Here is an 18,751-nt window from a genome sequence, read left to right as displayed (position 1 = left end):
AGATGGGCGGCCCCCACAGCGCCCCAGGCACCGGACGCTAGTCGCCCGCCTGGCCCACCTCGACGGCGCCCTCCTTGGCCTCCACGACAGCCAGCCCCGCATCGGTGAGGATCGTCGCCGCCCACGGCCTGCCCGCAGGACAGGCGCGCACAACCACACGCCCAGCCCCGGCCTCGTCGAGGGCAGCGACGGCACGCTCGACGATGCGCGTGCGCAAACGCTCCTCGTATTCCGTACTCCCACCGCGGGAAGCATCACCGCGGTCGTCGAACAGCACAACCTCGACGCCACGGCTCCGCGCGCGCCTCGCAGCCGCCACGACCTCGGTCCCCGTGAAGTAAGGCGCGCGGATCTCATCGCGCAGTTCAGCCTCCAACAGGAGCGCCTTCATGGAGAGCTCCGGCGTCAGCTCCTGATCCCTGATCGCCTCCAGCGTTCCTCGCACGCGCACGGACACGTCGGCGAGCTTGACCGCCATGGCCCTATTCGCGCTGACATGCAGCTCTTTGTCCAAGCGCGCCCGGCTTTCGGCTTTCAGGGACCGCTTGATCGCGGATGTCGCGATACCCGACCAACGCACGAGGGCAAACCAGAAGATGAACGTGAGGACGTGACCGATCGAGAAGGAAACGATCAGGAAGGGTGGCCGCCCTTGGATCACGACCCACGCGACGATGGCAGCTTCGAGCCCGGCGAATCCGACGACCGCCTCGAGCGTGCACTGGCGGATGAGCAGGAGAGCAAGCAGGAGCATCGAGGCGCCCGCACTCCACGACGACCAACCCGGCCATCCCGACATGTTCCTGATCATGACGAGCACCGCCAAGTTCGTGACGCCAACCGTCGCGGCGCTCCCCCACGCCACCGGCGTCGGCACCACGCGGCCCGGCCACGGCGCCACGAGCGCGCCACCCGATACCGCCATGAGGGCCAGCGCCAGGACGACGGGAACCGTGTGCGTGTAGGCTCCGTGACTGAATTCGATCGCCACCATGTACGTGTGAAAGACAACGCCGGCGAGAACGAGCAGGCGAGCACCGTGCGATTCCGCCGCGCCACGGACCTTCGTGTCCCACTGCGTGCGCGACGGGTCCTTATCGCCCTGCCCCACGCGCGGCCTCCAGGCGATAGCCGAGCGGACCACCTGACGGCTCGTCACGTGGCGGCGCGGGGCGCTCCACTCGAGCGTCACCCGCGTCCCATCGCCGGGACGGGAGGCCAGGGTGGCCGACCCCCCGATCGCGCGCATCCGCTCGACGATGGACTGCGACACTCCGTGGCGTCCCTCGGTACCACGCGACACGTCGAAACCACACCCCGTATCGGTAATCGTGACGCGCACACAGTCCCGGCGTCCGACGACCTCAACACGGCACTGGGCGGGCTTGCTCGGATTCGAGGCATCGGAACCGGCGTGCACGCGGACGTTGTTGAGCGCTTCGTGGGTCGCCGCGCTCAGAGCCCGTCCCACGTCGCAAGGAATCCGCCACTGGTCAGAGGGAAGGTCCAACGTCACGCTCCAATGCGGCTGCCCGGGTGCGACGAGCGCGTCGAACACACCGCACAGCTGCTCGGCATCCATGGTGGCGCTGGAAGGAGGATCGGGAACCAGCGCGCGCAGAGCGGCATCGGCACCCGCGCGCGCATCGGAGCGGGCGATCCCCGGTTTGAACGCGAGAATCAGCGCGGAGAGCACGTAGTCGTGGATGAGTCCATTGCTGCGTGCCCGCGCGCGGCCCCGGGCACGCTCGACGGACAGGGCCCGCTCGGCGTCACGGGCGCTGCGACGCGACTGGTCGAGGCCTCGAACGGTCGTCAACGTCCACTCAAGCATTCCCGCGTGAGTCACAGCGACAAGTAGGAAGTAGAGGGGGCCGACCGCCGTCTCGAACACCGTGTCGGTGGGGTTGGCCGGTATGAGGGCCATGACCTGCAGGAGCGCGATGCCACTGAGGTAGACGGCCGTGTGACGGCCACGCAGGACGGCGATGCAACAGATCGCGGCCGGCAGGTTCAGAGCCAGGATGGGGCTGGTGTCGGAGACGACCGCCTGGTAGTAGACCGGCGGGATCGGCGAAGCGAGCTGGACTGCGGGCATCGCCACGCACGCGATCATGAGGGCCAGGTAACACACCAGGTAGAGGCGTATCAGCACGAACCACCCGGCATCGGCGGGGGTCGGCGTGTGCCGGCGTCTCCTCACCGTCGTGATGGTCGCCGCGAGCGCGCACATCCCAGCGCACGTCGGCACGATCAGGTTCGGCGAATAGACCAGCCATTGGGCGACGTCAGTCGGTGAGCTCCACGTCGGGATCAGCTGGGGACCGCTGACGATCGATATGGATACAGCCGCCAGAACCGCGATGAGGACTATCAGGCGCTGCATCTGCAGCGCGTAGGGGCCGAGCGTGCGCGGGTGCATCACTCGAAGTAACTGACGAGGCCGTCTTCAGCTGCGCGTCGGAAAAGGTCGACGCGGGATTCGGCGTGGCGTCCCGCTTCCCTGTATTTGTCGCGGATTCGGGCGATGTAGGTGTTGACGGTGTTTTTGGAGACGTTCAGGGTGCGCGCGACGCAAGCAGAACTCTCGCCGGAGGCATAGTGGGTGAGGATTCGCGCCTCGAGGTCAGACAGGTGATCGGCGAGGAAATCTTCGTCGGCGTCGAGCGCGGCGGCCCAGTCGGGGGTGGGGAAGGTGGCGCCGTCTGCGGCGGCGAGGACGGCTTCGACGAGGTCTTCGGGGGGAGCGGACTTGCGGATGATGGACAGTGCTCCCCCGGCGATCGCTCGGCGCACCAGGTACGGGTCGTCGCCGGAGGTGTAGACGACGACGGGGACCCCGTATCCGTTGATGTAGGCGATGTTCGTGTCGGGGGCGGAGCCGTCGGCGAGGCGCAGGTCGAGGACGGCGACCTGCCCGCGCTTCCACCGCGCTTCGCGAGCGGTCGGGGCCCAGCTGATTGAGGCGTCGACGCCCCGGTTCTCGAACGCGGCTGTCACGCCGAGGCCGACGACGCGGTGGTCGTCAATGACGACGATCTGTGCACTGTTTTTCATCTTCGTACCTCCCCGCGCTTCTGGGTCTCATTGACCGGGCTTAGACGTATTTTTTCTCAGTCTAATTGCCCAGGAAGGCTTTTTCCAACACCGCTGGTCAGGTGGCTTTTCAAGTCGCGATAACCGCGCGGATCTTCTTGTGAGCGGCATGGTGAGTGGAGGACACATCGACACGCACTGTGCGCGCGAGAATAGTGATTGTTCGGGTTTTTGGAGGGGCGATGACTGACTGTTGTCATACTCCGCGCTCAGGGACGAGGCCCGGGCTGCCTTCGCGCGGACAGCGCCGTCGGGTGTCCGTTTCGTGGCGGCCCAAGGCCCGGGTTTCTTCAGCGGTTCCCCGCCCCTGCCCCGCGTGCGGTGCCGAGGCCTCGCGAGCGGATCCAGCCGGGCACGCGCGAGGCGAGGACTGCGCCCGCGCTCACCAGCGCGATGGTGCCGCCGGCGCTCAGGCGTGCGGGGACCGCGATCGCAAGGCCGGCGATTCCTAGGGCCGCGCCGAGCAGCGGGCATCCGATGAGGAAGGCGCGCGAGCTTCGCACGAGGGGCGCGAGCGCGGCGGCGGGGGCGGCGATGAGGGCGATCGACAGAATCGTGCCGACGGCTGGGATCGCGACGGTGACGGCGGCGAGGATGAGGCCAAGGATGATGCGTTCGTCGCGCGAGGCGCCGCGCGCCGCCGCGGGGTCGGCGGGGTCGAAGCAATGGGCCAGGAGCTGTCGGTGCCCCGCGGCGACGACACCGACGGCGAGGAGCAGGACGGCGCCCGCCCACGCGACGTCCGCGGGCGAGACGGTCATGACGGATCCGGTGAGGAACGAGCTGACCGCGAGGGGAAGGGGTTTGAACCAGGTCGCCAGGAAGTAGCCGGCGGCAAAGCCGGCGGTGAGGACGATGCCCGCGGCCCCCTGGCTGGAGATCCCGGGGATGGAGGCGAGGCGACGCATGAGGGCGACCAGAGGGAGAGTCCCCAGGAAGGCACCGACGTAGAGCGCCGCAGACATGCCCGAGTGTCCGAGGCCGAGGCCGGAGGCGACGACGACGCCGAGGACCGCGCCGGGGAAGGTCCCGTGGGTGACGGATTCGGCGAAAAAGATGCGCCGGTCCAGGTAGGCGAAGGCGCCGACGAGCCCGCACAGCCCGCCGATGAGCGCGACGTGGAGGGCGGGAATCATGAGGAGGCTGAGGATCACGATGCCTCCCCCGCCGTCAGCAGCTCCGACGCCCGCGTTTCACGCGCTGTTTCACGCGCGGAGTTCAGATCTGGTCCCACGACAGCACCTGTTTCACGCCCTGTTTCACGCGGGTCCACGGCGCCCCGAGGGCCGCCCGAGGCCTCGTCGTGCCCCGCGCTCCGCTCGCGCAGGGCCCGCGCCGCGCACGCGAGCGCGAAGCACGCGAGCACGCCGAGGGCGACGCACGCCTGCGGGGACAGGGGACGGGAGGTGCGCGCCAAGGCGGCCCCGAATCCGAGCCAGCCGCCCGCGAGCGCGCAGGCACCCGCCCACACCGCCATCGAGCGCGTCCCGGCGGCGAGGAGGCGCCCGCAGGCCCCGGGCACGACGAGGTAGCCGACGACGAGGAGCACGCCCACGGCCGTCGAGGCGGCGACGACGATTGCGCCGAGGGCCGCGTTGAAGGCGACGTCGATCCAGGTGAGGGGAATCCCCGACACGGCGGCGGACTCTCGGTCGAAGGCGACGGCGACCTGGGCGCGCCAGGTCGCCAGCAGGAGCAGGAAGGCCGCCACGAGAACCGCTCCGCTCGTCCACATTCGGGAGGGCGTGATGTCCAGGAGTCGGCCGAACATGAGGGATTCGAGCTGTCCGGACATGTCGCCGATGCGCAGCGAGATGACGATGCCGAGGGAAAAGAAGGCGGTGAGCAGGACCGCGGTCGTCGCCTCACTGGAGCGCGGGCGCCGCGACGCGGCCGTCAGGGCGGCCGCAATGAGGGCCGCGCACACGGCACCGCCGGGAATGATGGCACCCCGCCCGCCGACGGCCATGCCCACGACGATGCCGGGGAAGACGCCGTGCACCATGGTTTCCGCGCTGAACTCGGCCCGGCGCAGGTTAACGAGCGTCGAGGCCGGGCCCGACGCGAGCGCGAGCAGGCCCAGGACGATGATCGGGCGCAGCAGGTAGGGGGCGATCATGACAGGGACGCGATCGCTTCATCCGCGCTCGACCCGTAGGCGCGCGCGAGGATTTCGGGGGCCAGGGCTTCGTTCGTGGGCCCGAGGGCGACGAGGCGCGAGGCGAGCACGCACGCGCGCGAGCACACGTCGCGCGCGAGGGAGAGGTCGTGTGTGGAGACGACGACGCCCACCCCGTCCTCGGTGAGAGAGGCGATGAGGCGCGTGATGATGTCGCGGCTGGGGGCGTCCAGGCCGTTGAAGGGTTCGTCCATCATGACCAGCTCGGGGCGGGCGACGAGTGCGCGCGCGACGAGGACGCGCTGGCGCTGGCCGCCGCTGAGCGTGCCGAAGCGACGGCTCGCCCGGTCGGCGAGGTTGACGCGCTCGAGGGCGGCGCTCACCCGGCGCCGCATGTCCGCGGTGATGCGCTTGCCCCAGCCGGCCTCGCCGATCAGGCCCATGGTGACCACCTCGGCGGCGCTGACGGGGAAGGTGAGGTCGAGGTCGGCGCTCTGCGGGACCAGGCCGATGCGCGACGCGGTGACGGACACGCGCCCCGACAGGACCTGGCAGCCGCCGACGACGGCACGCATGAGCGTGGTCTTTCCGCCGCCGTTGGGGCCGACGAGGGCGAGGGCCCCTCCCCCGACGACGTCGAGAGTCAGGCCGGACAGCGCCGGGGTGCCCCCGTACCCCAGCGTCGCGTCCCGGAAGGACACGAGAGTCGCCATCAGCGGGCCGCCAGTCGCTCGGGCAGGGCCGGGACGGTGCCGCCCCAGGCCTGGGTCACCGCGCGCGTGTTGTGGATAATCGAACCGACGTAGGTCGCCCCCTCTGAGCCGTCCGGGCCGAGCGAGTCGCCGTAGAGGGCGTCGTCCCCGACGATGGGGGTGACGCCCGCGCCTCGCGCGATCGCCTCGATGGACTTGGAGTTGTTGGAGTTTTCGGCGAAGATGGCGACCGCTCCGGAGTCCTTCACGGCCTGCACGGCCGAGGCGATGTGGTCCGCGGTCGCGTCCTGCTGGTCGTTGAAGTCGGACAGGGCGGCGCCGATGAAGCGGATCCCGTAGTCGGCCGAGAAGTAGCCGAACGCGTCGTGGGAGGTGAACAGGACGCGCTGGGCCTCGGGGACGGTGGTGATCGCCTCCCTCGCCCAGGCGTCGAGGGCGTCGAGGTCCTCCAGGTACGAGGCCGTGGCCTCGTTGATCGAGGAGGCGGCATCGGGCGCAGCGGCGGCCAGTCCGGCCCCCAGGTTGGCGACCTGGATGCGGGCGCGCGCCGGCGAGGTCCACACGTGCGGGTCGAAACGGAACTCGGGTTCCTCGCCGGCGGTCTCGGGCGGGAAGGGCCAGGGCGCCACCTCGATTCGTTGGTCTCCTCGGTCGATCATGTAGGGGGTCTGCGGGTCGGGCGCGCCGGGGTTGTCGACGTCCGATGCCGTCAGGACGCCGGAGGTGACGACCATGCGCCCGTGGAATCCGGAGGAGGCGACCGCGTCGTCGAGGAAGTGCTCGAGGTCGACGCCGGAGACGGCCATGACGTCGGCGTCGGCCAGGGCGGCGGTCTGGGAGGGGGTCATCTCATGCTCGTGGGCCGAGGCGTTGGGGGCGAGGAGGCACGTCAGGCTCATGGTGAGCGCGGCGCCCTCGGGGGCGGCCCCGACGTGGGTCTGTGTGCCGGAGGCGTCGGTCTTGTCGAGGGAGATGTCGCTGGAGGCCGCCGCGATCTGCGTGACGTAGTCGCAGATCTGCGTGGTCGTGGCGACGATCGTCAGGCCGTGGGCCGAGGAGGCGGGGGCGCACGCCGCCAGCGGCGCGAGGGCGAGGCCGAGGACGGCGAGGCTTGCGAGGCGTGTTGGTGGGTTCATCTTCGCTCCTACAAACTTTTCGGGTACCCGAAAATTATAGGGTCATTCGAGAACGCTTCTCAACTCCATCGGCGCGCACATCTTCCCATCGCACCTCGCCAGATGTGCAGCCGCTATTTGCCCACGCGACGCCGCCCGCTACACTCACTAGGTGATGGACACGACGAACACGAACCACAACACCCCTCGAGGCGCCCAGACGCAGACGCACGACGACACGGTCTCCTCCGAGGAACACGTCGACACCTCGGCGCCCGCCAGCGCTTCGGCGCCCGCCGACTGCGACGCGACAACGCCCCCGTCACGAGATGCCCAGGACCCGCCACCCGCGGCCACGGAACCCGCCTCGGCCACCCCGGCCTCGTCCCCGAGTAAACCCCGCCAATGGGACACCCTCCTGAGTACCCCCGCCGCCGGCTGGGTCGCAACAGCGATCGCCACTCTGATCGCCGCCGTCATCCGCCTGACCGGCCTGGACAACGTCCGCACGCTCATCTTCGACGAGACGTACTACGTCAAGGACGCGTGGTCCCTCCTCACCCTCGGCTACGAGGGGACGTGGCCGCAGAACTACGACCCCACCTTCGCCGCCGGCGACACGTCGAGGCTTTCAGCGACGGCCTCCTACGCCGTCCACCCGCCCACCGGGAAGTGGATCATCGCCCTGGGCATGAAGATCTTCGGACAGGCCGACCCCGTCGGCTGGCGCATCACCACCGCGATCTGCGGCGTCATCACCGTGCTACTCCTGTGCCGCCTCGCGTACAACCTCTTCCGCAACCCTGCGCTCACGCTCATCGCGGGGCTCTTCCTGGCCACCGACGGCCAAGCCATCGTCATGAGCCGCACGTCCATCCTCGACGGCTTCCTCACGATGTTCGCGCTCGCCGCCTTCCTCTGCGTCGTCAAGGACCAGCAGTCCGCCCGTCCGCGCCTGATGCGCACACTGCGCGAATGGGACCGAGTCACCGCGCCGCGCTCGGGATGGCGAGACCTGGGCACCTTCCTCCTCCTGCGCGACCGCCGCGGCTTCGCCGTCGGACCCAACGCGGGCAACCGCCCCTGGCTGCTCGCAGCCGGCGTCCTGTGCGGCCTCGCGGGCTCGGTGAAATGGTCCGGCATCTACGTCCTCGCCCTCCTCGGCCTGTTCGTCGTCATCCGCGAGATCACCGCCCGCTGGGCGGCGGGACACCCCTCCCCCGTTCGCGGCGCCCTCCTGGCCGACGTGTGGTGGGCCTTCATCCTCATGGTGCCCCCCGCGATCCTGACGTACATCGCCTCCTGGTTCGGATGGTTCATACACCCACGCGCATACGGGCACGGCCGCTCCGGCATCTCCGGCTTCGGGGGTGCTCTGGTCGACCTGTGGCTCTACCACCGAGAGATGTGGAAGTTCCACAACGGCCTCGAGACGCCGCACACCTACCAGTCGAACCCCTACACGTGGCTCGCACAGATCCGACCGACCTCCTTCCACTGGGCCAACGGGGAGGCCGTCACCGGATGCCCCTCCGGCAACTGCGCGACAAACGTCGTCGCCCTGGGCAACCCGATCCTGTGGTGGATCGGCATCGGCGCACTCATGCTCGTCGTGTGGGGGACGTTCTACTACCGCAACTGGCGCGCGGGCGTCATCCTGACGGGCTACCTCGCCCTCTACGTGCCATGGCTGGGCTACGCGCACCGGACGATCTTCACCTTCTACACGGTGGCCTTCGCGCCCTTCGTGGCCCTCGCCGTCGCGTGGATGATCGGCCTACTCGCCGGCGCCGTCGCCCCGGACGGCCAACCGACCGTCGTCCCCATGCCGCGCAGAACCGAGATCACGGGGCGCGTCATGGCGGTCGGCCTGACCCTCACGATCCTCGCGTGCGCCCTGTGGTTCCTCCCCCTGTGGCGCGCGGACGTCGTCGACTACGACTTCTGGCGAGCCCACATGTGGCTCCCCACGTGGATCTAGCGGCGCATCACCAAGCAAGCAGCACGGCCACCAAGCAAGCGACACAATCACCACCAAGCGACACAACCACCACAAAGGGCGGGTGACACGGCAGTTACTGCCGGGCCACCCGCCTATCCTCACAGTCCCAACGAAGCCCGAGAAACTCCACAGATGGCTCTCAGCTTCGCGGGATGTCCGTTCTCAGGCCAGGGAGGCGAGAAGCTCGCGGAGCTGGGCGCTCAGCTCCTCCGACGGCGTGAAGGCACCGTCGACGAAGTCAGAACCGAGGTTGATGCCGATCTCCTGATCGCAAACGTCGGCGCCGAAGGTGGAGAGAATCTCGCGCAGGTGTGCGCGCGGGGTGACGCCGCCGTAGTAGGAGTAGCCGACCAGAGCCGTCGCCTTGTCCTTCAGCGTAGCCGGGGGCAGGTAGTCGATGGCGTTCTTCAGGACACCGGAGATCGAGTGGTTGTACTCGGGGGTCACGAAGACGACGGCATCGAGGGCCTCGATGTTCGCGCGCAGGCGCACGGCCTCGGGCAGGGTCGGGGCCTGCATCGACGGGGGCATCTCTTCGGCGAAGAGAGGAAGGTCGTAGTCGCGAAGATCGATGAAGATGGGGGTGACGCCCTCGACCTGGAGCGACTGCTCCTCGATCCAACGGACGACCTGCTCGCCCGCACGACCGGGGCGGATAGAACCGAGAACGACGGCAACGGAAGCCATGGATTTTCCTTTCGCAAGTTTGTTGAAACATCAAGTACTTTACAGCCTGCATCATTGCAGGACAACCCCGGCCGCTATCAAATAGGACACAGGTCCCACAAATTGTTGAAAGGGCGGGTTATGGGACATTTCGCGTTGCTGGGGTTAGTCCCAGGTGTGGTGGCAGGGCCCGGTCGCGACGACGGCGGGCGATGGCAGGCCTGGCCCAGACAAATTTCGCATATAATTTAAGACGGTAATTTTTCGAGCCCGCGGGAAAACGTTGCAATTCCAACGATGCAAATTCAATGTTTGAAGGAGTCGCAGAGGAATTGCATGCGAAATTACTGAGTATAGGTGCTAGAGGATGAGGGTTATAGGACATTTGGGTTATAGGACATTTCGTGTTGCTGGGGTTAGTCCCAGGTGTGGTGGCAGGGCCTGGCCGAGCTTCGAGCCGATGCGCCGACCAAAGCTCGCGGGGCGAAAGGCGAGCGGGGCAGACCTCCGCCCTCCAGCAACACGTAGTGTCCTATAACCCTGCAATTGAGCGGGCCCACATGCGCGCGGGTGCGCTCGCTCGGAGCAGTTTCGCATGCAAGTCGATTGACAACAGCAGCTTTCCAGTGCGGCAAAGCAAAGCGGCCAGGAACCGTTGGGTTCCTGGCCGCTTGCCTAAAGTGTGTTGTGGCGGTGTCCTACTCTCCCACAACCTGTCGGTTGCAGTACCATTGGCGCTGCCGGGCTTAGCTTCCAGGTTCGGAATGTTGCTGGGCGTTTCCCCGGTGCTATGACCACCACAAGATTATTTGTTCAACACTGTCCCCCCGGCTGTGTGTTTGGGGGGGTGGGTTGATCGTGATTTGTATAGTGGTTGCGGCAGTGTTGTTGTCCGTTGTTCTTGTTACCCGCACGTTGTGTGGGTGTTGTTTAGTGTTGGCCCATTAGTACCAGTCGGCTCACGAGCACCTCGCGGTGCTTCCACCTCTGGCCTATCAACCCGCTAGTCTAGCGGGGGCCTCTCACCCCACAGGGGGGGCGCGGAAACCTCATCTTGAAGCAGGCTTCCCGCTTAGATGCTTTCAGCGGTTATCCCTTCCGAACGTAGCCAACCAGCCATGCACCTGGCGGTACAACTGGCACACCAGAGGTTCGTCCATCCCGGTCCTCTCGTACTAGGGACGGCCCTTCTCAAATTTCCTACGCGCACAGAGGATAGGGACCGAACTGTCTCACGACGTTCTGAACCCAGCTCGCGTACCGCTTTAATGGGCGAACAGCCCAACCCTTGGGACCAACTCCAGCCCCAGGATGCGACGAGCCGACATCGAGGTGCCAAACCATGCCGTCGATATGGACTCTTGGGCAAGATCAGCCTGTTATCCCCGGGGTACCTTTTATCCGTTGAGCGACCACGCACCCACGTGCCATGGCCGGATCACTAGTTCCTGCTTTCGCACCTGCTCGACCCGTCGGTCTCACAGTCAAGCTCCCTTGTACACTTGCACTCGCCACCTGATTACCAACCAGGCTGAGGGAACCTTTGAGCGCCTCCGTTACATTTTAGGAGGCAACCGCCCCAGTTAAACTACCCACCAGGCACTGTCCCCAACCCGGATCACGGGCCAAGGTTGAGGTGACCGCTTGAACCAGAATGGTATTTCAACGACGACTCCACCACCGCTGGCGCGGCGCCTTCACAGTCTCCCACCTATCCTACACAAGTCCAAGCGAACACCAATACCAAGCTATAGTAAAGGTCCCGGGGTCTTTCCGTCCTTCTGCGCGAAACGAGCATCTTTACTCGTACTGCAATTTCACCGAGTTCGCGGTCGAGACAGCGGAGAAGTCGTTACGCCATTCGTGCAGGTCGGAACTTACCCGACAAGGAATTTCGCTACCTTAGGATGGTTATAGTTACCACCGCCGTTTACTGGGGCTTAAATTCACCGCTTCACACCCCGGGGGGTGTTAACAGTTCCTCTTAACCTTCCAGCACCGGGCAGGCGTCAGTGCGTATACATCGCCTTACGGCTTCGCACGCACCTGTGTTTTTGATAAACAGTCGCTTCTCCCTATTCTCTGCGACCCCACAACCCCACCCACGCGCTTGGCGCGGGGAAGTCACGGGGTCCTCCTTATCCCGAAGTTACGGAGGAATTTTGCCGAGTTCCTTAACCACGATTCACTCGAACGCCTCGGTATACTCTACCTGACCACCTGAGTCGGTTTAGGGTACGGGCGCGTCATGCCCTCACGTCGAGGCTTTTCTCGGCAGCATAGGATCACCACAAGACAACACTATCGTGTCACCCTCATCAGTTCTCACCCTTCATGCCCCCCGGATTTACCTGAGGGACGGGCCACAACCTTAAATACGCACAACCATCGGCGCACTGCAGCTACCTGTCTGCGTCACCCCTGTTAACACGCTTGCCTACAATCACCGGGACCCCAAGACCCACACACACCAACAAACCCGAAGGTTACGTGGTGGTGTGAGCAAATTGGTTAGCACAATGACTTCAGCATGGACGGTCACAACGCGGTACCAGAATATCAACTGGTTGTCCATCGACTACGCCTGTCGGCCTCGCCTTAGGACCCGACTAACCCAGGGCGGATAAACCTAGCCCTGGAACCCTTAGTCAATCGGCGCTGCGGATTCTCACCGCAGATTCGTTACTCATGCCTGCATTCTCACTCCCACACAATCCACCAGAAGTCACCTCCAGGCTTCACCTCATGCAGGACGCTCCCCTACCCAACAACACACCAACAATCCAGTTCCTGGCGCCAGCACGCGTGTTGCTGCCACAGCTTCGGCGGTACGCTTGAGCCCCGCTACATTGTCGGCGCAGAACCACTTGACCAGTGAGCTATTACGCACTCTTTCAAGGATGGCTGCTTCTAAGCCAACCTCCTGGTTGTCACCGCGACTCCACATCCTTTCCCACTTAGCGCACGCTTAGGGGCCTTAGCTGATGATCTGGGCTGTTTCCCTCTCGACTACGAAGCTTATCCCCCGCAGTCTCACTGCCACGCTACACCTAATGGCATTCGGAGTTTGGCTGACGTCAGTAACCCACAGGGCCCATCGGCCATCCAGTAGCTCTACCTCCACCAGGGACCACGCAACGCTGCACCTAAATGCATTTCGGGGAGAACCAGCTATCACGGAGTTTGATTGGCCTTTCACCCCTACCCACAGTTCATCCCCCAGGTTTTCAACCCTGGTGGGTTCGGTCCTCCACACAGTCTTACCTCTGCTTCAACCTGACCATGGGTAGATCACCCCGCTTCGGGTCTAGAACACGCGACAAACGCCATCTTTCAGACTCGCTTTCGCTACGCATACCCCACACGGGTTAAGCACGCCACGTATCACTAACTCGCAGGCTCATTCTTCAAAAGGCACGCCATCACCCCACAAGGCTCTGACGGCTTACAGGCACACGGTTTCAGGTACTATTTCACTCCCCTCCCGGGGTACTTTTCACCATTCCCTCACGGTACTATGCACTATCGGTCATCAAGTAGTATTTAGGCTTACCAAGTGGTCTTGGCAGATTCACACGAGATTTCACGAGTCCCGCACTACTCGGGCACCACATCCACACCACACACCACCGGTCCACCTACACGACTATCACGCTCTACGGTCAGCCATCCCAGACTGTTCAACTCCCAACAACACGCGGTGCGACCCCCCGGCAGAAGGATCCAACATGGCCCCACAACACCAAACACGCAACGGCCGCCGCCTATCACACGCATCTGGTTTAGCCTCCTCCGCTTTCGCTCGCCACTACTCACGGAATATCTTCTCCTACGGGTACTGAGATGTTTCACTTCCCCGCGTTCCCCCCACCACCCTATACACGTTCAGATGATGGTAACCCAGCACAACCCAGGTTAGGTTCCCCCATTCGGACACCCTCGGATAATAACGCTCGCTCGCCAGCTCCCCGAGGCATATCGCAGGCCGCAACGTCCTTCATCAGCTCTTGATGCCAAGGCATCCACCGAATGCCCAACAAAACTAAACAAAACACAAAAAACAGTACAGAACAAATATGCTCGCAACCACTATACAAATCACAAACAACCCACCACACACAACCCACACCAACAACACACAGGCCACCGGCCGGCTGCGCAGGCAACCACCACCCACCAGGGCAGTAGACGCTCACACGGTGTTGAACGTGAACCCGACAGTGTGCTCATCTGCTATCAAACGCTTATGCCCAACCCAAAAACGCACCCACACCCACCACCCCACTACCGGGGCAGTAAACACATGCAGGCACAAGAAAACAACCAGAACACCCACCACAACGGGCAGACACACTAACTGTTCCCCACAAAACTGGGCTCCCTAGAAAGGAGGTGATCCAGCCGCACCTTCCGGTACGGCTACCTTGTTACGACTTCGTCCCAATCGCCAATCCCACCTTCGACCACTCCCCCCACCAACGTGGTTAGGCCATGGGCTTCGGGTGTTACCAACTTTCGTGACGTGACGGGCGGTGTGTACAAGGCCCGAGAACGTATTCACCGCAGCGTTGCTGATCTGCGATTACTAGCGACTCCACCTTCATGGGGTCGAGTTGCAGACCCCAATCCGAACTGAGACTGGCTTTAAGGGATTCGCTCCACCTCACGATTTCGCAACCCTCTGTACCAACCATTGTAGCATGCGTGAAGCCCAAGACATAAGGGGCATGATGATTTGACGTCATCCCCACCTTCCTCCGAGTTAACCCCGGCAGTCCCCCACGAGTCCCCACCATCACGTGCTGGCAACATAGGGCAAGGGTTGCGCTCGTTGCGGGACTTAACCCAACATCTCACGACACGAGCTGACGACAACCATGCACCACCTGCACACGACCAACTAAATGCCACCACATCTCTGCAGTGCCGCCGTGCATGTCAAGCCTTGGTAAGGTTCTTCGCGTTGCATCGAATTAATCCGCATGCTCCGCCGCTTGTGCGGGCCCCCGTCAATTCCTTTGAGTTTTAGCCTTGCGGCCGTACTCCCCAGGCGGGGCACTTAAAGCGTTAGCTACGGCGCAGAAACCACGGGTGGCCCCCACACCTAGTGCCCAACGTTTACAGCGTGGACTACCAGGGTATCTAATCCTGTTCGCTCCCCACGCTTTCGCTCCTCAGCGTCAGTAACGGCCCAGAGACCCGCCTTCGCCACCGGTGTTCTTCCTGATATCTGCGCATTCCACCGCTACACCAGGAGTTCCAGTCTCCCCTACCGCACTCAAGTCAGCCCGTACCCACCGCACGCCCCCAGTTAAGCCAGAGGATTTCACGGCAGACGCGACCAACCGCCTACAAGCCCTTTACGCCCAATAATTCCGGACAACGCTCGCGCCCTACGTATTACCGCGGCTGCTGGCACGTAGTTAGCCGGCGCTTCTTTACCCACTACCCTCACCACAACCCAAGTTGCGGCTTGACCATGAGCGAAAGAGGTTTACAACCCGAAGGCCTCCATCCCTCACGCGGCGTCGCTGCATCAGGCTTTCGCCCATTGTGCAATATTCCCCACTGCTGCCTCCCGTAGGAGTCTGGGCCGTATCTCAGTCCCAATGTGACCGGTCACCCTCTCAGGCCGGCTACCCGTCAAAGCCTTGGTAGGCCATCACCCCACCAACAAGCTGATAGGCCGCGAGCCCATCCCCCACCAGAAAAAACCTTTCCACCAACCCCCATGCGAAGGCCAGTGAATATCCAGTATTAGCACCCGTTTCCGGGCGTTATCCCAAAGAAGGGGGCAGGTTACTCACGTGTTACTCACCCGTTCGCCACTCATCCAACCCAACAAAAGCCAGGTCTTCAGCGTTCGACTTGCATGTGTTAAGCACGCCGCCAGCGTTCGTCCTGAGCCAGGATCAAACTCTCCGAACAAAAACAAAAACGTTAAAGCCCAGAAAAACCAACCAAACACAAAGCCCGGCCAGCAATCCCAACCAAAAACACTCAAAAACAAAAAACAGGCATAAACAAAACAAACAAACACACTATCGAGTTCACAAACAACACCCACACGATCAAGCACACACGAAAACTCGCATGTTTTCGAAAGGCGTTCTGCGCCATGTTTCCGCGATCTCAGCTCTTCGCTTTGTTCGCTGCCGTTCGGCGCAACAAGGAAAACAATACGCACTTCCAAGCGGACCGTCAAATCATGACACCCACACGTCCCTCTCCGAGCCTTTCCGCAGAATTCCGCCACTTTCTTCACGTTCGTGCGCTACAAACGGCCCAAAATCGCCCGATTTCATGTTGCAGCACACAGAATATCAAACAGAATGTGCCCTACGCCGCGAAGATTTTGGCCCCTATCAGCCCGCAACCTACACCCGTACCCGAACCATCACATTTTTTGCCCAAAACTTTACCAACCGTTGACCTTGCGGCTATACTCCCGTTATCCGAGCGGTCTCGCCGCTTCCGTCAACACTAGGAACAACGATGAATGGACTCCTGCCCCCGGACTTTGATCTCGCCGGGACCCTGGATACGATTTCAGGCTTCATGTATACGTACCTGCTCGTCGCGCTTCTGATCGCGGTTGGCCTCTTCTTCTTCCTCTTCACTCGCGCGCTTCCGCTGCGCATGTTTATCGAAGCGCTCCGCGTCGTCATGGAGCCCCCGAAGAAGGAAGGCGGCGTGTCCTCCTTCCGCGCGCTGATGGTTTCCACGGCCTCGCGCGTCGGCGTCGGTAACATTGCGGGCGTCGCCACCGCCGTGACTCTCGGCGGTGCCGGCTCTGTTTTCTGGATGTGGGTCATTGCCACGCTCGGCGGCGCCTCGGCCTTCATCGAGTCGACGCTCGCGCAGATCTACAAGAAGCGGGGCCCCCACCACTCCTACGGTGGCCCGGCCTACTACATCCAGACTGCTTTGAAGGCGAGCTGGCTTGCCTACCTCTTCGCAATCGTCTTAATTCTGACCTACATGGGTGGCTTCAACTTGCTGGCCTCCTACAACGTGGCTGACACCTTCATGCACTACAGCTGGGCGAATGCCTGGACGCCGTGGTTTGTCGGCGCGATCCTCGCGGTCCTCATGGCCGCGTCGATTCTGGGCGGCACTCGCCGCCTCACCGACGTGACGGGCTACATGGTCCCGATCATGGCGATTATCTACCTGGGTGTGGGCGCGGTCGTCATCGCCGTCAACTACCAGAACATTCCCGCGATGTTCTCCGCGATTTTCCACGGCGCCTTCGACTTCGACGCTATCTTCGGCGGTTTCGCGGGATCGGCCATGATGTACGGCATCAAGCGTGGCCTCTACTCGAACGAGGCCGGTGTCGGTTCGGCTCCTAACGCTGCGGCCTCCGCCTCCGTGTCGCACCCCGCCAAGCAGGGCCTCGTCCAGATGCTCTCCGTCTTTATCGACACGATGATCATCTGTACCTTCACCGCGTTCGTCGTCCTGTCCTCGGGCGTCGGCTCTGACAACGGCGTGACGGGTGCTCCCCTCGTCAAGGACGCGATGGCCACCGTTCTGGGTCAGCCGGTCGCGCAGGTCTTCATCTCGGTTGCACTGTTCCTCTTCGCGTTCACCACGCTGGTCGGCAACTTCTACTACGCCGAGGTCAACTTCCGCTTCCTGCTGGGCAAGATCGAGATCAAGCACTGGATGCTCACCGTTTTCCGCCTCGCGGCCGCTGCCCTGGTGTTCTGCGGCGCGCTCCTGAAGTTTGAGGTCGCGTGGAACCTGGGCGACATCCTGATGGGCCTCATGGCGCTCATCAACCTGCCCGTCATCGTGTTCCTCGGCAAGATCGCCGTCGACTGCGCTGACGACTACACGGCGCAGCGTAAGGCGGGCCTCGACCCGAAGTTCAGGGCCTCCTCGATTGGCTTGGACCCCTCCGAACTGGATTACTGGCAGGATAAGGCTCCGGCCTCCACCAAGGACGCTGCCGAGAAGGCGGCCGTCTAAGCGAGCACTGCTCCACACGCCTTGCCCCGGCCTCGCATCGACGAGGCCGGGGCTTCGTTATGCGCGACGGCGTGGCGATCGGATACTACGCCGGCGCGTGAGCGAAGCGCGCTCGGATCTGCACTACCCCGGTGTACCCGCACGCGGACAGGGCGCGAGCCACTGCGTCGGCAGCCCACCCGAGCATCTCAGGGCCCCCGTGCGGGGCGCGCAGAACGGCAGTCGCTCCGGTGCCGGAGGCCGTGGAGGACTCCACAGAGAGCCCCATCTGCACCCACGAGGCCACGACCTCGTCGAAGCCCAAGCAGGACATAACCTGTCCCTCATATCGCACGCCCGCCTCCACGTAGATGAGTGGACCGGGGATCACCAGAGACGAATCGAGCGCGCCGATCGGCAGGCTCCCGTCCTCCCACGGGCAGTTCGCGGTGGAGCGCGCGTATCCGGGCGGCAGGTCACACTCGAAGACGCACTCGTCGACGCTCACATCGGCGACGAGCTCGAGGGTGTCCACGGAGGCGATCACGGAGGCCACGAACGGGATGCGCCTGCCCGTTTCCCCGAGCCACGTGTCGACGAGGGCATGGCACATCGCACGGCCGGTGGCGTCCGTCGCATACTCCCCCGCCATGCCGGTCGCCCTCTGCCCATCAACGCCCTTGCCGAGCGACGGCACCTTGATGTCTCCCACGAAAAAGTCGAAGGCGTAGAGCCCGTGATGGGCGCGATTATCGTCGAACTGGGCGAACCCCAACCCCGTGCCGACAAGCACTGACAGAAACGCGTCGTAGAGGCACAGCGAATCCTCTGCGAAACACCGCGTCGCGTGAGGCGCGCGCGGGGACATCTGCCCGTACAGCCACGCCTGCAGCGCCACGTAGCGCTCGCTTGTCACACTATCGTCGAATCTCACGGTAACCTCCTCGTTCCGCCTCGCAACGCTTATGACACCCATGATGACAGAAACCTGGCAGGCGCGGGCCCTTTTCGCAAGAGTCTTCCCCTCCATCGGGCGCCACCAACGCCGACACAGACAACGCATCCGCCGACGGCCCCTCCCAAG

The 18,751-nt window shown here is 63.8% G+C and carries 10 protein-coding genes and 3 rRNA genes; 2 read left to right on the top strand and 11 right to left on the bottom strand.

All coding sequences use genetic code 11. The features are described 5' to 3' along the window. Positions 1 to 37 precede the first annotated feature (37 nt). The 6 genes from QU663_RS02225 to QU663_RS02200 all read right to left on the bottom strand — a co-directional run bounded on the left by QU663_RS02225 (position 38) and on the right by QU663_RS02200 (position 7,064). The gene (locus QU663_RS02225) at positions 38 to 2,422 is read right to left on the bottom strand and encodes a sensor histidine kinase (RefSeq protein ID WP_021611251.1); all 2,385 of its coding nucleotides are present in this window, start codon (positions 2,420 to 2,422) and stop codon (positions 38 to 40) included. Then, positions 2,422 to 3,057 carry a DNA-binding response regulator gene (locus QU663_RS02220; RefSeq protein ID WP_021611252.1) on the bottom strand — a complete coding sequence of 212 codons (636 nt, stop codon included), beginning with the start codon at positions 3,055 to 3,057 and terminating at the stop codon, positions 2,422 to 2,424. The genes QU663_RS02225 and QU663_RS02220 overlap by 1 nt, the downstream gene beginning before the upstream one ends. A 329-nt stretch (positions 3,058 to 3,386) precedes the next feature. After that, positions 3,387 to 4,250, bottom strand: coding sequence for a metal ABC transporter permease (locus QU663_RS02215; RefSeq protein WP_021611253.1), 864 nt, complete (start codon positions 4,248 to 4,250; stop codon positions 3,387 to 3,389). Further along, a complete protein-coding gene (locus QU663_RS02210) occupies positions 4,247 to 5,215 on the bottom strand; it encodes a metal ABC transporter permease (RefSeq protein WP_296492235.1) in 969 nt (322 codons plus the stop codon). The genes QU663_RS02215 and QU663_RS02210 overlap by 4 nt, the downstream gene beginning before the upstream one ends. Continuing rightward, the gene (locus tag QU663_RS02205) at positions 5,212 to 5,928 is read right to left on the bottom strand and encodes a metal ABC transporter ATP-binding protein (protein ID WP_021611910.1); all 717 of its coding nucleotides are present in this window, start codon (positions 5,926 to 5,928) and stop codon (positions 5,212 to 5,214) included. The genes QU663_RS02210 and QU663_RS02205 overlap by 4 nt, the downstream gene beginning before the upstream one ends. Beyond that, positions 5,928 to 7,064, bottom strand: a complete 1,137-nt coding sequence (locus QU663_RS02200) for a metal ABC transporter substrate-binding protein (protein ID WP_021611911.1) — start codon at positions 7,062 to 7,064, stop codon at positions 5,928 to 5,930. The genes QU663_RS02205 and QU663_RS02200 overlap by 1 nt, the downstream gene beginning before the upstream one ends. Before the next feature lie 154 nt (positions 7,065 to 7,218). Here QU663_RS02200 and QU663_RS02195 point away from each other — a divergent pair, with 154 nt between their 5' ends. Further along, a complete protein-coding gene (locus QU663_RS02195; protein WP_021611912.1) occupies positions 7,219 to 9,024 on the top strand; it encodes a dolichyl-phosphate-mannose--protein mannosyltransferase in 1,806 nt (601 codons plus the stop codon). A 183-nt stretch (positions 9,025 to 9,207) separates the two neighbouring features. On the opposite strand, the gene QU663_RS02190 is transcribed toward QU663_RS02195, so the two are convergent. The 4 genes from QU663_RS02190 to QU663_RS02175 form a co-directional block, all read right to left on the bottom strand. Beyond that, positions 9,208 to 9,732, bottom strand: coding sequence for an NADPH-dependent FMN reductase (locus QU663_RS02190; protein ID WP_021611913.1), 525 nt, complete (start codon positions 9,730 to 9,732; stop codon positions 9,208 to 9,210). Positions 9,733 to 10,396: 664 nt separating this feature from the next. Then, positions 10,397 to 10,513 (bottom strand): 5S ribosomal RNA (gene rrf / locus QU663_RS02185). 123 nt (positions 10,514 to 10,636) lie between these two features. Continuing rightward, positions 10,637 to 13,760, bottom strand: a 23S ribosomal RNA gene (locus QU663_RS02180). 336 nt (positions 13,761 to 14,096) lie between these two features. Beyond that, positions 14,097 to 15,639 (bottom strand): 16S ribosomal RNA (locus QU663_RS02175). Together the 16S, 23S and 5S rRNA genes form the textbook arrangement of a ribosomal RNA operon. A 567-nt stretch (positions 15,640 to 16,206) precedes the next feature. On the opposite strand from QU663_RS02175, the gene QU663_RS02170 reads away from it, so the two are divergent. Next, positions 16,207 to 17,688 (top strand): sodium:alanine symporter family protein, encoded by a 1,482-nt coding sequence (locus QU663_RS02170; protein WP_021611625.1) that lies wholly within the window; start codon positions 16,207 to 16,209, stop codon positions 17,686 to 17,688. A gap of 85 nt (positions 17,689 to 17,773) precedes the next feature. Here QU663_RS02170 and QU663_RS02165 read toward each other — a convergent pair whose 3' ends face one another. Then, positions 17,774 to 18,535: a hypothetical protein gene (locus QU663_RS02165; protein ID WP_264469528.1), complete on the bottom strand. Its 762-nt coding sequence runs from the start codon at positions 18,533 to 18,535 to the stop codon at positions 17,774 to 17,776. Positions 18,536 to 18,751 lie beyond the last annotated feature (216 nt).

It is taken from the genome of Schaalia sp. HMT-172, assembly GCF_030644365.1.
Classification (GTDB): Bacteria; Actinomycetota; Actinomycetes; order Actinomycetales; family Actinomycetaceae; genus Pauljensenia.
This window is presented reverse-complemented; position numbering and strand designations above follow the sequence as displayed.

What these genes read in the sequence shown, in the direction of transcription:
- QU663_RS02225 (WP_021611251.1), bottom strand. Translation starts at nt 2,422, where the DNA reads ATGCACCCGCGCACGCTCGGCCCCTACGCGCTGCAGATGCAGCGCCTG.
- QU663_RS02220 (WP_021611252.1), bottom strand. Translation starts at nt 3,057, where the DNA reads ATGAAAAACAGTGCACAGATCGTCGTCATTGACGACCACCGCGTCGTC.
- QU663_RS02210 (WP_296492235.1), bottom strand. Translation starts at nt 5,215, where the DNA reads ATGATCGCCCCCTACCTGCTGCGCCCGATCATCGTCCTGGGCCTGCTC.
- QU663_RS02205 (WP_021611910.1), bottom strand. Translation starts at nt 5,928, where the DNA reads ATGGCGACTCTCGTGTCCTTCCGGGACGCGACGCTGGGGTACGGGGGC.
- QU663_RS02200 (WP_021611911.1), bottom strand. Translation starts at nt 7,064, where the DNA reads ATGAACCCACCAACACGCCTCGCAAGCCTCGCCGTCCTCGGCCTCGCC.
- QU663_RS02195 (WP_021611912.1), top strand. Translation starts at nt 7,219, where the DNA reads ATGGACACGACGAACACGAACCACAACACCCCTCGAGGCGCCCAGACG.
- QU663_RS02190 (WP_021611913.1), bottom strand. Translation starts at nt 9,732, where the DNA reads ATGGCTTCCGTTGCCGTCGTTCTCGGTTCTATCCGCCCCGGTCGTGCG.
- QU663_RS02170 (WP_021611625.1), top strand. Translation starts at nt 16,207, where the DNA reads ATGAATGGACTCCTGCCCCCGGACTTTGATCTCGCCGGGACCCTGGAT.
- QU663_RS02165 (WP_264469528.1), bottom strand. Translation starts at nt 18,535, where the DNA reads ATGTCCCCGCGCGCGCCTCACGCGACGCGGTGTTTCGCAGAGGATTCG.